Source organism: Thermopolyspora flexuosa (assembly GCF_006716785.1).
GTDB lineage: Bacteria > Actinomycetota > Actinomycetes > Streptosporangiales > Streptosporangiaceae > Thermopolyspora > Thermopolyspora flexuosa.
This window is the reverse complement of the sequence record NZ_VFPQ01000001.1, coordinates 1-15,175: the sequence shown is the minus strand read 5'-3', so window position 1 is coordinate 15,175 and position 15,175 is coordinate 1. Positions and strand designations below refer to the sequence as shown.

The following is a 15,175-nucleotide window of genomic DNA, read 5'->3' as shown; positions in this document are numbered from 1 at the left end:
GACACGTCCTCCCCACGCACGTGGGGGTGAGCCGCCGTCTGGCGCGGATCTCCGCGCTGTGCGGGAGTCCTCCCCACGCACGTGGGGGTGAGCCGTCGGTGTCGGACCGCGCCTTCGACCGGGTGGTGTCCTCCCCACGCACGTGGGGGTGAGCCGGTGTCCCGGCGCATCGCCACCGGCAGCGAGCCGTCCTCCCCACGCACGTGGGGGTGAGCCGGAGTTCGGGGAATGTGCGGTCGTCCGGGATCGTCCTCCCCACGCACGTGGGGGTGAGCCGCAGGCGGCCGTCCGCATCGGCATGTACGTGCAGTCCTCCCCACGCACGTGGGGGTGAGCCGCGTTCCGGCCGCCCGCCGCGGTACGCCGCGATGTCCTCCCCACGCACGTGGGGGTGAGCCGTTTGTCCGGTCGTCCGAGTCGATCGCGGCCATGTCCTCCCCACGCACGTGGGGGTGAGCCGGCGTCGGTTATGCCGTTGTCCTTGGCGATCTTGTCCTCCCCACGCACGTGGGGGTGAGCCGCGTACGACGGATCCTCGGATGGAAGACCGATCGTCCTCCCCACGCACGTGGGGGTGAGCCATCTTCTCGGCCACCCCGGCCGAGAACATCGGCGTCCTCCCCACGCACGTGGGGGTGAGCCGCTGTACGAGGCGACCTACGTTCCGCCCAGCCAGTCCTCCCCACGCACGTGGGGGTGAGCCGTCGTCCACCGCCCGGAAGGCCGCCTCGGCCGCGTCCTCCCCACGCACGTGGGGGTGAGCCGAGGCCGCCGGGTTCGGCGGCGACCTGCCGAAGGCCTTCGTCCTCCCCACGCACGTGGGGGTGAGCCGCACGCCGGCAGCGTGCTCGGCAAGGACTGGCCGTCCTCCCCACGCACGTGGGGGTGAGCCGCCGCAGGTCAGAGGGGGTGTGTGTCGGCTGGGGTCCTCCCCACGCACGTGGGGGTGAGCCTGCGCTGTTCGAGAAACCCGCGGTGAAGATGCCGTCCTCCCCACGCACGTGGGGGTGAGCCGTCGACGGCCAGGCGACGCGCGATGTAGTCAGTGTCCTCCCCACGCACGTGGGGGTGAGCCGCGTACGGAGCCGGGCTGCTCCTGATCCGGGAGGTCCTCCCCACGCACGTGGGGGTGAGCCGTTCACTTCCGCCCCAGAGGCGGACAAAAAGCCGTCCTCCCCACGCACGTGGGGGTGAGCCGATTCCGGAGGCGGGCAACCCGGAGTTGTGCCCGTCCTCCCCACGCACGTGGGGGTGAGCCGGCGCACTGGCGCACCTACCGGCGCCGGTTCCGGTCCTCCCCACGCACGTGGGGGTGAGCCGCTGGTCCGCGCGCACGACCCCCGCCCCCGCCGGTCCTCCCCACGCACGTGGGGGTGAGCCACTCCAGAGCGCGCTTGGCTGAGCGAAGTTTCGTCCTCCCCACGCACGTGGGGGTGAGCCGCACACAGCGGCGGCACGGCTCGGCGTCAGCGGTCCTCCCCACGCACGTGGGGGTGAGCCGAGCCCGACCAGCGACAGCCACGGCCCGCGAAAGTCCTCCCCACGCACGTGGGGGTGAGCCGATCAGCGGGATGCTGACCAGCCGTCCGCGCTGGTCCTCCCCACGCACGTGGGGGTGAGCCGTCCTGCCAGCTGATGAGGAGCCACCCCCGGCCGTCCTCCCCACGCACGTGGGGGTGAGCCGCGCACCGGCTGCGCCGGCTCGCCGAGCAGGCCGTCCTCCCCACGCACGTGGGGGTGAGCCGGCGGGCCAATGTCCCGAGTTCAGCCATACACGGTCCTCCCCACGCACGTGGGGGTGAGCCGCAGAAATTACAAGAGGCTGGGGGTGGGCGAAAGTCCTCCCCACGCACGTGGGGGTGAGCCGCAGCTCGGTCGGCTGGTCGCCGACGGGGTGCTGTCCTCCCCACGCACGTGGGGGTGAGCCGGTGAGCGACCAGGCCCGTGACCAGGGACTTGCGTCCTCCCCACGCACGTGGGGGTGAGCCGAAGAAGCGGCGGAGACCTTCCGTCGGGCTATCGTCCTCCCCACGCACGTGGGGGTGAGCCGTCGCGCAAGGACACCCGACAGGCTATCCGGCTGTCCTCCCCACGCACGTGGGGGTGAGCCGGCGACCTACGGGCAGCGGCTGCGCGAGTTGTCGTCCTCCCCACGCACGTGGGGGTGAGCCGGATCAGAACCGGAACACGATGACGATCTTTCCGTCCTCCCCACGCACGTGGGGGTGAGCCGACCGGCCATGGACCGACGCCGACCAAGCCGACGTCCTCCCCACGCACGTGGGGGTGAGCCGCCCCCCAGACGGCCCCCAGCGCCCCGCTGGGGGTCCTCCCCACGCACGTGGGGGTGAGCCGGACGGCCCGGCGCAGGCGGGCCAAACGGTGACGTCCTCCCCACGCACGTGGGGGTGAGCCGGCCATCAACAAGGCAGGCGGCTGGAAACTCGCGTCCTCCCCACGCACGTGGGGGTGAGCCGGACCCGGCCGAGCGAAACGCGGCTGCGATCGAGTCCTCCCCACGCACGTGGGGGTGAGCCGGTCGCAACGGTCCGCGCCCGGGTCGAGGTGGAGTCCTCCCCACGCACGTGGGGGTGAGCCGGCCCCGCCCAACCCCAGAGGGGAGGGCGGGGCGTCCTCCCCACGCACGTGGGGGTGAGCCGGTCCACCTGGCCACGGGCCCGCTCAAGGCCCGGTCCTCCCCACGCACGTGGGGGTGAGCCGGCGTTCACCAGTTTCGCCCGGTCGGTGCCGGCGTCCTCCCCACGCACGTGGGGGTGAGCCGGCGCTGGCCGACACCATCGCGCTCGACCTCGGGTCCTCCCCACGCACGTGGGGGTGAGCCTTTCCCGGAGCCTGATCATGCCGTCAGCGTCTAGTCCTCCCCACGCACGTGGGGGTGAGCCGCCGCCCGGCACGTCGAGGCGATCCGGGACGTGGTCCTCCCCACGCACGTGGGGGTGAGCCGGCACGTCGGAGACCGCCGACGCGGCCTCCGACGTCCTCCCCACGCACGTGGGGGTGAGCCGCTGGAACGCGTAATCCCGGGCCTCGTTCCTGAGTCCTCCCCACGCACGTGGGGGTGCGTTACTTAGGCACGCTGGGTGTTATCGCGCTCTCCGCCCTGGGACGCTCGGCAGACCGGGCTAAGGCTTCTTGGCCACGCCGACCGCGAGCCAGTTGGAGGGTGGGGTTTCGTCCTCGTCGGGGCGCCAGTGGCCGCCGTCGACGAGGCCGGGGTCGATCAGTTCGAGGTCGCCGAAGAAGGAGCGGATGCGGTCGCGGGTGCGTAACGTCATCGACTCGCGGACGGGTTCGAAGGCCTGCTCGAAGCGGCGGGCGGCGATGGGGGGTGGGCCGTCGCTGGTCAGGTGGGAGATGACGAGGTAGCCGCCGGGGGCCATGGCGTCCCGGAAGCAGGCGACGACGCCGTCGGGGTCGTCCTCGTCGGGGATGTGGTGGAGGATGGCGATGAGGAGGATCGCGACCGGCTCGGCGAGGTCGATCAGGGCGGTCAGGTCGGGGTGGGCGAGGATCTCCTTGGGGCCGCGGGCGTCCGCGCGGATCGCCACGGTGTTCGGGACGCCGTCGAGCATGGTGCGGAAGTGCACGTGGACCTCGGGGTCGTAGTCGACGTACACGACCCGGGCCGAGGGGTCGACGGCCTGGGCGATCTGGTGGACGTTGTCCTTCTCCGTGGGGAAGCCGCAGCCGACGTCGATGAACTGGCGGACGCCCGCCTCGGCGAGGTGGCGGACGGCACGCTCCATGAAGCGCCGGTTTTCGATGGCGGGGTACTGCCAGCGTCCGATATACCGCCGCTTCGAGACCAGTTTGTCGGCGACCTCGCGGTCGACCGCGAAGTTGTCCTTGCCGCCGAGCAGGTAGTTGTAGATGCGCGGCTCCGCCGGTGTCGATGGATCGAACGTCGGAAGCGACCTCTCACCCACGAATCCCCCTAGATAAAAGGCCGGGCACCCAGGATACGCCGCTCACCTTCACAAAACAGTCGCGAAAAAGGGCAACGATGGTGCACTGGCCGTACGGCACGGCGGCGCAGGCCCTGCCCCGCCCCGGTAGGCGCGGTGACCGGCCCGATCACCTGCCGGACGGGGCCGCCCGACCCGGCGGCCCGGTCGAGGGCGCCAAGCGGCCGTACCCAAAGGTCGTACGCCGTTTTCGTACGCGGAATACGGCGCCGCCGTCCCGCGCATTTCGCTTGCCGCACGATCCCCGGGCGCTTTGCCCCGAGGCCCCGCGGAAGTGGGCGGCGGGTGTCGCGGAAGCGATGACGGTGCAGGCGGCACACCCGAATACGCGTGCGCACGACTTTCCGGCCTGCGCGAATCCTGTTACACCCGCGTTTCCCTGTCAATGGAAATCACGATCTCATCTCGTGACGATTCTGCGACATGGCATCGACGTGGATGTTTCATCGGGGCCGCCCGCACCCCGCGGCGCGGAGGCCGCGGGGGTCGCGGGACGGACCGGCGCGGGCCGGGCGGTCAGGAGGCGTGGCCCGCGGCGACGGCGACGCGCGATGACGTGCGCCGCCGGCCGGCGATCAGCCGGGTGAGCATCGGGGCGGAGGCGATGCCGGCGAGGCAGAGCAGGCCGGCGACCATCATGCCGACGCGCGGGCCCGCCATCTCGGCGATCCAGCCGATGAGCGGGGCCCCGATGGGCGCGCCGCCGGTGAACACGAGGGTGAACAGGGCCATGACCCGGCCGCGCATCTCGGGCGAGGCGCCGAGCTGCAGGGTGGCGTTCGCCGTGGTGTTCGCGGTGATGAGCGCCATGCCGACCGGCACGAGCAGCACGAGGAAGGCGAGGTAGACCGGGGCGAGCCCGGCCACGATCTGGCCCAGCCCGAAGCACGCCGCGCCGCCGAGCAGCAGCCGCCGGGTGGGGCGCCGCCGCCGCGCGGCCATGAGGCCACCGGCGAGCGCGCCGATGGCGAACGCGCTCGAGGCGATGCCGAACGAGGACGCGCCCTGGCCGAACTCCTGCCGCGCCATGAGCGCGATGCTCGTCGAGAAGCTCTGCATGAACAGCGCCATGAAGGCCACGACGATGACCGGCATGAGCAGCTCGGGGCTCTGCCGTACGTAGCGCAGGCCCTCGCGGAGCTGGCCCTTGCGCCGGGGCACCGGCGGGGCGGGGTGGAGCTCGGAGCGGCGCATGAGCAGCAGGCCACCGATCACCGCGGCGAACGAGGCCGCGTTGATGAGGAAGATCGGTCCGGTGCCGCCGAGCCAGTAGATGAGCATGCCGGCGACGGCCGGGCCGACCACCCGGGCCAGGTTGAAGCTCGAGCTGTTGAGCGCGATCGCGTTGGTGAGGTCGTCGGGGCCGACCATCTCCACCACGAACGACTGGCGGGTCGGGGTCTCCACACAGGCCACGAGCCCGAGGGCGAACGCCATCAGGTAGACGTGCCACACCTGCGCGGTGCCGGTCACCACGAGCACGCCGGTGGTGAGCGCGAGCAGGCCCATGAGGGTCTGCGCGATCACGAGCAGCGGCCGCTTCGGGTACCGGTCCGCGATCACGCCGCCCCACAGGCCGAACAGCAGCACCGGGAGGAACTGCAGTGCGGTGGTCAGGCCGAGCGCGGTGCCGCTGCCCCCGGTGAGGTCGAGCACGAGCCAGTCCTGGGCGGTGCGCTGCATCCAGGTGCCGACGTTCGAGACCACGCCGCCCGTGGCGTACAGCCGGTAGTTGCGGATGCGCAGCGACCGGAACATGCCGCCGTGCTCCTTGGCGGCCTTGGCCTCGGCCTCGGCGTCGTCCGCACCGGTACGGCCCGGCCGTACCTCGGCCTCGGCGGGCGCGACCGGCGCGTCGCCGGGGTGCCGCGGCGCGGGCACCGCGCCGGTACGGCCGGCCGCCGTGGCGTCCGCCGCCGCCCGGGGCGCGCCGTCCACCGGCCGGGCTTCGGGTTCGCCCTCCGGGTCGTCCACAGCCTGTGGACCGCCCGCGCCTACATCTGGGACAGCTTCTCCAGCACCGGCGCCGCCGCCCGCAGCGCCTCCCGCTCCTCCGGCGAGAGCTCCTTCAGCCGCTGCGCGAGCCAGGCCTCTTTCATCTGCCGTTCCCGGCGCAGCAGCGCGGCCCCTGCCTCGGTGCAGGTCACGGTCACCTGGCGACGATCGGTCGGGTGCGGTGTGCGCTCGACCAATCCGCGTTCGACGAGCACGGAGATCACCCGGGTCATCGACGGCGGCTGCATTTTCTCGTGCTCGGCCAGCTCGCCGGGGGTCACTCCGGGATGCCGCTCCACGGCGGCAAGCGTCGCGAGTTGGGTGGGTGTCAGCGAGTGCCCGGCGGCCTGCCTTCGTAGCCGCCGGTTGAGCCTGGTCAGGGATACGCGCAGCGCCGAGGCCAGCCTCGCATCGCCGCGCAGGCTCGTCTTGGGTGAATTCGTTAGCATAAGTCATTACCTTTGCTAACAATCGGGTCCGTCATCCTATTCCCCTTCCGGCAGGGCGCGGCTCCCGAGCCTCCGCCGGTGCACCGCCGTCCCCCATCCGACGACCCGCCGGGCCTCGGCGCCGTCCTTCCAGGATGACCCGAACATCCGCCCGTATGCGAAGCAAGCCCCCGATATCGGCTCACACTGCGCGTATCGCCATTAGCTCGGACGAACCACCCATCACTTCAACCGCCACGAGGCACGAAACCATCCACGGCCCGGCACGACGAAGGCGGCGGTGCGGTCCCCGTACGCACCGCCGCCCCTCGTGTCCGGCCGGATTCGCTCAGCCCTTGTAGGACTCGGGCACCATGTGCGTGGTGACGCCGATCCGGTTCCACGCGTTGATCGTGGCGATCAGCACCACGAGCTGGGCGAGCTCGTGCTCGTCGAAGTGCTTCGCGGCCTGCTGCCACACGTCGTCGGGCACCCCGTGGCCGTCGCTCAGCCGGGTGGCCGCCTCGGTGAGCTCCAGGGCCGCGCGCTCCCGCTCGTCGAAGAACGGCGCCTCGCGCCACACCGCGACCGCGTGCAGCCGCGCGTCGCTCTCCCCCTCCGCCTTCGCCTGGCGGCTGTGCATGTCCACGCAGTAGGCGCAGCCGTTGATCTGGCTGGCCCGCAGCTCCACCAGGTACCGCAACGACTTCGGCAGCGTGGACCGGCTCAGGTACTTCTCCAGGCCGAGCATCGCCTGGTACGCGCCGGGCTCGAGCTCGGCGATGTTCATGCGTGCGGTCATGCCGGTCTCCTCTCGTCGCCGGTACGGCACGGCCGTACCGGCCCCCCATTGGACCGTGCCCCACCATAGAGAGGTCATTTGTCGCACATAAGATCCAATTTCCAGCGAAGTCCATTGGGCCAATCGGGAGGGCGCGGGCGATGGAGGTGCACGTCACCCTTACCGGCCGTGGCGACCTCGCCGCCCGCATCTACCGGCAGCTGCTCGAGGCGATCCTCGACGGCCGGCTGCGCGCGGGCGACCGGCTGCCGCCCACCCGCGAGCTGGCCGAACGGCTCCAAGTCTCACGCAACACGGTCGCCGCCGCGTACGACCGGCTCACCGCCGAAGGGTTCGTCACCGGCCGGGTGGGCGTGGGCACGTTCGTCTCGCTCAGCCCGCCCGCCGCGCAGCGGACCGGCGGCGGCACGCCCGGGGCGCCGGCCCGCGAGGCCCCGCCGGGCGACATCGCGCCGCGGCCGGTGTGGCGGACGATCCCGGTGTGGCCGCGCGGCGCCGCCGGGGAAGCCCTGCCGTACGACTTCAAGCTGGGCGTGCCGGACGCGACGCTGTTCCCGCTGGAGTCGTGGCGACGGCTGGTCGCCCGCAGGCTGCGGGCCGCGACGCTCGCCGACGGCCGGTACGCGGACCCGGCCGGGCATGCCGGGCTGCGGGCGGCGATCGCGCGGCACTTCGGGGTCTCCCGGTCGGTGCGCGCGGGCGCGGACGACGTGATCGTCACCCAGGGCGCGCAGCAGGCCCTCGACCTCGTCGGGCGGGTGCTGATCGAGCCGGGCGACCTGGTGGCGGTCGAGGAGCCGGGCTATCCACCGGCCCGGCTGCTGTTCCGCTCGCTCGGCGCCCGCGTGGCCGGGGTGCCGGTGGACGCGGAGGGCATCGACGTGGCCGCGATCCCGCCGGGGACGCGGCTGGTCTACGTGACGCCGTCGCACCAGTTCCCGCTCGGCACGCCGATGTCGGCGGCGCGGCGGGCGGCGCTGCTGGAGTGGGCGCAGCGGCACGGCGCGGCGGTGATCGAGGACGACTACGACAGCGAGTTCCGGTTCTCCGACCGGCCGCTGGAGCCGCTGCAGAGCCTCGACCGGGGCGGCCGGGTGATCTACGTGGGCTCGTTCTCCAAGTCGACGCTGCCGATGCTGCGGCTCGGCTTCCTCGTCGCCCCGGCCTCGCTGCGGCCCGCGCTGCTCGCCGCGAAACGGCTGGCGGACTGGCACGGGCAGTACCACGAGCAGGCGGCGATGGCGGACTTCATCGACGAAGGGCTGCTCGCCCGGCACATCCGCAAGGCGACCCGCGTCTACGCGGCCCGGCACCGGCGCATCCTCGCCGTGCTCCGCCGCGACCTCGCCGGCCTGCTCGACCCGGTCCCCTCCGCGGCCGGGCTGCACCTGTGCGCGCACCTGGCCCCCGGGGCGGCGGCCGACCTCGGCGAGGCGGTGGCCCGCGCCCGGCAGCTCGGGGTGGGGGTGGAGTCGCTGTCCGCGTTCCACGCCGAGCCCGGCCCGCACCGGCCCGGGCTCGTGCTCGGGTACGGCGCGATCCCGCTCGAGCGCATCGACGAGGGCCTGCGCCGCCTCGCGGCCGCCGTGCGCGCGGCCACCGCGGAGACGGCCGCCGAGGCGGCGGCCGGGTGACCGGTACGGCAGGCCGTACCCGGGCCGGATCGGGCAAAGAGGAAAGGCCGCCCCGGAGCGGGTGCCCCGGGACGGCCCGATGCGGCGTCAGGACACGCCGAACAGGATCTCGATCGCGCCGCGGGCGAAGTAGAGGACGAACAGCACGACGACGATCCACAGCAGCGGGTGGACCTCGCGGCCCTTGCCCTTGATGACCTTGATCAGCGCGTACGAGACGAAGCCGGCGCCGATGCCGTTCGCGATCGAGTAGGTGAACGGCATGAGGACGATGGTGAAGAACGCCGGGATCGCGACCTCGTAGTCGCTGAAGTCGATCTCCTTGATCGAGGTCATCATCAGGAAGCCGACCACGACCAGGGCGGGCGCGGCCGCCTCGTGCGGCACGACCTCGACCAGCGGCGACAGGAAGGTGGCGAGCAGGAACAGCACACCGGTGACCACGCTCGCCAGACCGGTGCGGGCGCCCTCACCGACACCCGCCGCGGACTCGACGTAGGTCGTGTTCGACGAGACGGACGCGGCGCCGCCGGCCATCGCGGCGACCGAGTCGACGAGCAGGATCTCCCGGGTCTTCGGCAGCGTGCCGTCCGGCTGCACGAGACCGGCCTGCCGGCCCACGCCGACGATCGTGCCCATGGTGTCGAAGAAGTCGGTGATCAGCAGCGTGAAGACGAGCAGCAGCGCGAAGATCACCGACACCTTGCCGAACGCGCCGAACAGGCTGAACTGGCCGAGCAGCGAGAAGTCCGGCAGGCTGATGATGTTCTCCGGGAGCTGCGGCACGTTCAGCCGCCAGCCGCCGGGGTTGGGCTGCCCGTCCGCGGTCTGCGAGCCGCCGGCGCCGACGATCGCCTCGACGATGATCGCGAGGATCGTCATGCCGACGATGCCGATGAGGATCGCGCCGCGGACCCGCCGGGCGACGAGGGCCGCGGTGACGAGCAGGCCGATCACGAAGACGAGCACGGGCCAGCTGGTGAGCGTGCCGCCGATGCCGAGCTCGACCGGCACGCCGCTGCCCGACCGCACGAACCCGGCGTCCACGAAGCCGATCAGGGCGATGAACAGGCCGATGCCGACGCTGATCGCGGTCTTCAGCTCGGTCGGGATCGCGCGGAACACCGCGACCCGGAAGCCGGTGAGCACGAGGATCGTGATGACGATGCCCTCAAGGACCACGAGCCCCATCGCGTCCTCCCACGACATGTGGGAGGCGATGCCGTACGCGAGGAACGCGTTGATCCCGAGCCCGGCGGCGATGGCGAACGGGACGTTCGCCACCAGGCCCATGACGATGGTGAGCACGCCCGCGACGAGCGCGGTGGCGGCGGCGACGAGGGCGAAGTTCGGCGCGGAGCCGTCGCCGAGGTACTGGCCGTCGGCGTCCTGCGCGGTGCCGATGATCAGGGGGTTCAGCACCACGATGTACGCCATCGTGAAGAACGTGGCGAGGCCGCCGCGTATCTCGCGGCCGATGGTGGAGCCACGCTCACTGATGCGGAAGAAACGGTCCATTGAACTACTCGAGGGTGTTTTTGGGGGACTGGGGGATTTGGGGGAAGGTGCGGCACGTGTGACGCTCACGCGCGCAGCGTGACAGCCGGTTTCACATGCGGGAAGACCTGCCGAAGGACGGTGACGGGATCGCAACCAATTCGTTCGCGGCCCGCGCTGCTTCGCACAGCACCGAACCACGCTCACGTTACCGTAACCGCTCTTACCAGGTGCTTTGGCCCTCCCCGCTTCCGGCCCCCGGCTGAGGCCGTCGCTTAGTCTTGAGACGTGAGCCAGCCGAAGCGCCCGGACCTGCAGCCGATGAAGACGAACGACACGGCGACGTTCCTCGTCGGCACCGCGTTGTGGGCGATCGCGCTGGTCGTGCTGCTGATCGCGCGCCCCGCCGTGGCGGAGCCCTGGTGGGTCTGGACCTGCGTGGCCGGCATCGGCGGCGGCCTGTTCGGGCTGTGGTACTCCCGCCGCTACAAGGCCCGTAACCCGATCGGGCCCGCGACCGACGAGCGGACCGGGGCGCCGACCGGCGAACCCGCCACCGGCCACACGTCGGCGAACGGCACGGCCGGCGAGGCGCGTACGGCCGAGCCGCACGCGGTGCCGCCCGCCGAGCACAACCGCTGACCTGGCCCGCGCCGCCCAGGCGGGACCGTGCGCCCGGGCGGCTCAGGCTCGGTCAGGCGGAGCCGTCGAGGTCGGCCTCGGCGAGCAGCAGCGGGACCGCCTCGGGGTTGTGCAGCAACGCCGCCACGGCGAGGCGGTCGCTCCACTGGCCGCTCGCCCAGGCCAGGCCGCGGGCGAGCCCCTCGATCCCGGAGGCGTGCACGACGCCCTCGTGGAACCGCCACGCGGCGGGCTTACCGTCGACGAGCAGCCGCTCGTGCTCGACATAGGTGGCGGGGGCGGTCGGCAGCAGCGAGCGGACCTGCGGGGGCACCGGCCGTTCCACGCCGGTCGAGGTGACCTCGCCCGGCACGATCTCCCCGGCGAGCGGCAGGTCGAGCACCTCCGACAGCGCCTCGGCGAGGTCGAACGGCGCGAGCACGAGCGGCCGGGAGGCGACGAGCGGCAGCAGGTCGGGGGCCTCGACCACCACCGGGCAGCCGGGCGGCTCGGCGCCCTCCGGCGTGCCGTCCGGGCCGATCACGGCGCCGTCCTCGGCGTCCGCGACCACGATCTCCCCGCCCAGCACGGCCCGGACCGCCGCGGGCGGCCGCACCCGCTCCGGCGGGACCGCCGCGATCGCGGTCCACAGCGCGCGGAGCTGGGCCCGGTCGACCTCGAGCTCCGGGTCGGCGAGCAGGCCGAGCAGCTCGTCCGGCCCGCCGTGCGAGGCGAGCAGGTCCGCCAGCGTGGTGCGCACGCCGATCAGCGCGAGCGCGGTGCGGTCGATGCCCTCCGGCGCGTCGCCGTACAGGCCGAACAGCAGCGGGTCGCCGTCGGGCACGCGCAGCGTGGTGGGGCGGCGGCCGTCGAGCACCGGGTGGGTGCTCAGCCACCAGGCGGTGTAGGAGGGCACCTCGACGATCTCGCCGCCGGCGAGCACCCGCATCGGCTGCAGCGCGGCGCGCAGCGGCGGCCGGGTGAGCAGCTCGAGCGCGCCCCGCCAGTCGGCGACGAACTCCAGGTCGCGCACCGCGTAGAACTCCCGGCCGATCGGCGGCACGTCGGCGTCCGGCAGCAGCTCGCGGATCGCCTCGAGCCACTCGTCCTCGCGGTCGAGCGCGTGGTCGCACTCGTCCGGGTCGAGCAGCACGTCCGCGTCGGCGACCGTGGCGAAGCCGTCGAGCACGCCGACCGCCTCCAGCACCCGCGGGCCGTACCGCGCGACGAGGTCGGCGGCGACCACCCCGAACGGCGAGTCCGGGGCGACGATCTTGCTGAGTTTGCCGTCCGGCAGCAGCAGCTCGCTCGCCGGGTACAGCTCGCCGTCCGCGCCGCGCAGCGCGAGCTCGGCGAGCCAGGGGGCCTCGCCGGGGGTGAGCCCGGCGGCCTCGACGAGGGAGAGCACGGCCTGCGCCACCGGCTCGGGGTCGTCGGCGTCGAGCGACCCGGTCACCGCGGCGTGGGTGAGCGGGTCCTCCAGCACGGTGCGCGGGGTGGCCTCGGCCGCGCCGAGCCGCAGCAGCAGCGGGTGCGCGGCGTCGGCGTGCACGATGCGCAGCCCGAGCGGGGCGAGCACCTCGGGGTCGATGCGCGCGCCCGGCTCGGACATGAGCAGGGTGCCGCGCGGGCCGCGCACCAGGCGGCCGTCGGCGAGCGGGACCGGGATCGCGCCGATCGCCTCCAGGTCGTCGGCGGGCAGCACCTCGTACAGCGACCGCCACCAGGCCGGGTCCTTGTCCTCGACCGCCTCGCCGGAGAGCATGTCGACCACGTCGGCGAGCTCCACCCGCTTCACCCCGAGCGCGGTCAGCGCCGGGCTCCGGTACGGCCAGCCCGCGGGCAGCAGCCCCGGCACGAACTCGGCGATCTTGGCGAGGAACTCGGCGGGCCCGGCGACCACCGAGGCCTGCCGCCCGGACACGATCCACGGGGCCTCGGCGCCGTCGCCGGGGGTGGCGGCGGTGGCGGGGCGGTCCCCGGCGGACCAGCCGGAGGTGCCGTCCTCGTCGTCGGCGGGCGGGGAGAGCGCGGGCAGCAGCGGGGTGTCGGGCAGGCGGCGCAGGATCGCGCGCCGGATCGCGGCGTCGAGCTCGCCCCGGCCGATCGGCCCCGGCACGAGGTCGAGCAGCCGCGGGGTGCGCGGCAGCGCGGCGAGCAGGTCGAGGTAGGTCTCGGCGACCCGCTCGACGAGGAAGTCGGTGAGCGGCCCGGGCGCGACGTGGCGGCGGTCGGTCGCCATCGGGAACGTGGCGATGAGCAGCGCGGGCAGGTCGAGCGGCTCGTCGCTGGGCGTGGGCGCGTGCACCACCGGCCGCACGTCCTTGGGGAGCGGGCCGGGCTCGCCCGCCGTACCGGTGGCGCCGTCCCCGACCGGTACGGCCCAGCGCACCAGCCAGAACGGCCGGGTGCGCTCCTCGGTGGGCCGGTCCGCGAACAGCTCGGCCACCTGCTCGGGGGTGAACCGGCCGGACGCCTCGACCACCCGCCAGCCCTCGGCGGTGACCGTGCGGATCTCGCCGTCGAGCTCGATCTCGATCGCGCCGAGCGACGGCATGGCGATCGGCAGCGCCGGGCTGGTCTCCTCGAGCATGCGCCGTACCGCGCGCTCGGCGGCCTCGTCGCGCAGCGGCAGCACCACGACGGTGTCGAAGCCCTCGGGCACCTCGGCCTCGGCGGGGAACGGGAGGCGCAGCAGCGGCACGTGCCCGTCGCGGGCGGCGAGCTCCTCGGCGAGCGCGGGCTCGGCGGCGACCAGCTCGGCGGTCTCGGCGCGGGACCAGCGCACGCCCCCGGTGGCCCGGGAATAGATCAGCGGCTCGTCGCACACCGACACCACGGCGGCGAAGCCCACCCCGAAGCGGCCGACCACGTTCGTCTCGCCGCGCTTGTCCGACACGCGCAGCGTGGCGAGGCTCGCCACCCCGGCGGCGTCGAGCGGCGCGCCGGTGTTCGCGGCAATGAGCACCCCGTCGCGCAGGGTGAGGCGGAGCCGCCCGGAGATGCCGGCCCGCGCCGCCGCGTCGGCCGCGTTCTGGGCGAGCTCGACCACGAGCCGGTCGCGGTAGCCGCCGAGCGCGAAGTCCTCCTCGGCGTTCGCGTCCTCGCGAAACCGCGCCGGGGAGGCGGCCCACGCGGCGAGCACGGTCCGCCGGATCCGCGCGGTGTCGAAGGTGTCGCTCATGAGTCTGCGTTCCTGTCGAAGGTCCTGGTGACGGGGCCGGCGGTACGGCCGGCCCGGCAAACGACACGGCGACGCCCGGTCCGCCGGACGCCGCCGTCACTTCTCGGGTCAGGAATGGCCGAACGGCTCGGAGGCGGTCTCGTCCACCGAACCCGGCGGCACCTCGTCCTCGCCGGGCTTGCCCTCCTCGCCCGCGCGCAGCTCGTCGGGCTCGTCCATGAGGTCGTACCCCATGTCGTCGAGGATCGGCGGGGCGGTCTCGGTGGCCGGGGACGGCACGGCCGCCTCGGAGTGGGCGCCGCAGCCGTGGTCGGCCGAGACCACGCGGCCGTCGTCCGGCGCGTACTCGTTGGCGCACACGCCGAACATGTGCCCGAGCGAGCCCGCGAGCGGCCAGTAGAAGCCGCAGGTCGAGCACTGCGCCGGGGCCGCGTAGGCGATCGGGGTGTGCGGGCCGTGGTCGCCGCCGTACCAGCGGCGCACCGCCAGGTCACGGCCGTGGGCGGAGAGCACGCGGGCCCGGCCCAGGCCGAGCTCCCAGATCATCTGGTGGTCGCACTCGTCGTCGGCCGACGTGTAGCCCGGCACGAGCCGGTCGTCGTCGGCCGGGGCGGGCAGGATGTCGCCGACCCCGAGGTCCCCCGGGCGCAGCCGCTCGCTCCACGGCACCCAGGTGGGCGGCAGCAGCGCGCCCTCGCCGGACAGCAGCACGGTCTCGCTCACGGTGACGTGGCGGGCGCGGGCGGCGCGCGCCACGGTGACGGCCCACCGCCACCCACGGTAGGCCCGGTCCAGGCAGGCGAAGTAATGTGTGATGACGCGATCGCCTTCGACGTCGAAACCCAGGTGCTCGCCCACCTCACCCGGCGGGCGATCTCCTCGGCCGCCTTCCGGGCCAGGTCGACGGCGTCCCACGCAGGCCGGGTCGGCGACGGGGGTTCGGGTGCGGGTACGACTCACGGTTCAATTTTCCCCCATGCCACGAGCGGACGGGACCGAGCCGGTGCGATAGGACGAAGGCCGACGAG

General features: G+C 73.4%; 9 protein-coding genes and 1 CRISPR repeat array (1 of these 10 cut by a window edge). Of the genes, 2 read left to right on the top strand and 7 right to left on the bottom strand.

Going from position 1 to position 15,175, the window contains the following annotated elements:
• Positions 1–3,087: direct repeats of the CRISPR family, unit length 29 nt; unit sequence GTCCTCCCCACGCACGTGGGGGTGAGCCG (it extends 117 nt beyond the left edge of the window).
• 56 nt (positions 3,088–3,143) lie between these two features.
• The 4 genes from FHX40_RS00045 to FHX40_RS00030 form a co-directional block, all read right to left on the bottom strand.
• Complete coding sequence (locus FHX40_RS00045; RefSeq protein ID WP_142257683.1) at positions 3,144–3,947, bottom strand: SAM-dependent methyltransferase; 804 nt, start codon at positions 3,945–3,947, stop codon at positions 3,144–3,146.
• Positions 3,948–4,502: 555 nt separating this feature from the next.
• A complete protein-coding gene (locus FHX40_RS00040; protein ID WP_306465703.1) occupies positions 4,503–5,960 on the bottom strand; it encodes an MFS transporter in 1,458 nt (485 codons plus the stop codon).
• Positions 5,961–5,980: 20 nt separating this feature from the next.
• The gene (locus FHX40_RS00035; RefSeq protein WP_142257682.1) at positions 5,981–6,430 is read right to left on the bottom strand and encodes a MarR family winged helix-turn-helix transcriptional regulator; all 450 of its coding nucleotides are present in this window, start codon (positions 6,428–6,430) and stop codon (positions 5,981–5,983) included.
• Positions 6,431–6,758: 328 nt separating this feature from the next.
• Positions 6,759–7,211: a carboxymuconolactone decarboxylase family protein gene (locus tag FHX40_RS00030; RefSeq protein WP_142257681.1), complete on the bottom strand. Its 453-nt coding sequence runs from the start codon at positions 7,209–7,211 to the stop codon at positions 6,759–6,761.
• 140 nt (positions 7,212–7,351) lie between these two features.
• Here FHX40_RS00030 and pdxR point away from each other — a divergent pair, with 140 nt between their 5' ends.
• Positions 7,352–8,845: a MocR-like pyridoxine biosynthesis transcription factor PdxR gene (gene pdxR, locus FHX40_RS00025; protein ID WP_142257680.1), complete on the top strand. Its 1,494-nt coding sequence runs from the start codon at positions 7,352–7,354 to the stop codon at positions 8,843–8,845.
• An 87-nt stretch (positions 8,846–8,932) separates the two neighbouring features.
• Here the strand turns inward: pdxR and FHX40_RS00020 are convergent, their stop codons facing one another.
• Complete coding sequence (locus tag FHX40_RS00020) at positions 8,933–10,363, bottom strand: NCS2 family permease (RefSeq protein ID WP_142257679.1); 1,431 nt, start codon at positions 10,361–10,363, stop codon at positions 8,933–8,935.
• A 267-nt stretch (positions 10,364–10,630) separates the two neighbouring features.
• On the opposite strand from FHX40_RS00020, the gene FHX40_RS00015 reads away from it, so the two are divergent.
• The gene (locus FHX40_RS00015; RefSeq protein WP_229788777.1) at positions 10,631–10,984 is read left to right on the top strand and encodes a DUF2530 domain-containing protein; all 354 of its coding nucleotides are present in this window, start codon (positions 10,631–10,633) and stop codon (positions 10,982–10,984) included.
• Between the two features lie 52 nt (positions 10,985–11,036).
• Here the strand turns inward: FHX40_RS00015 and FHX40_RS00010 are convergent, their stop codons facing one another.
• Positions 11,037–14,147, bottom strand: a complete 3,111-nt coding sequence (locus tag FHX40_RS00010; RefSeq protein WP_142257678.1) for a sacsin N-terminal ATP-binding-like domain-containing protein — start codon at positions 14,145–14,147, stop codon at positions 11,037–11,039.
• A gap of 108 nt (positions 14,148–14,255) precedes the next feature.
• Positions 14,256–15,005: a DUF3027 domain-containing protein gene (locus tag FHX40_RS00005; RefSeq protein WP_244941574.1), complete on the bottom strand. Its 750-nt coding sequence runs from the start codon at positions 15,003–15,005 to the stop codon at positions 14,256–14,258.
• Positions 15,006–15,175: the final 170 nt, after the last annotated feature.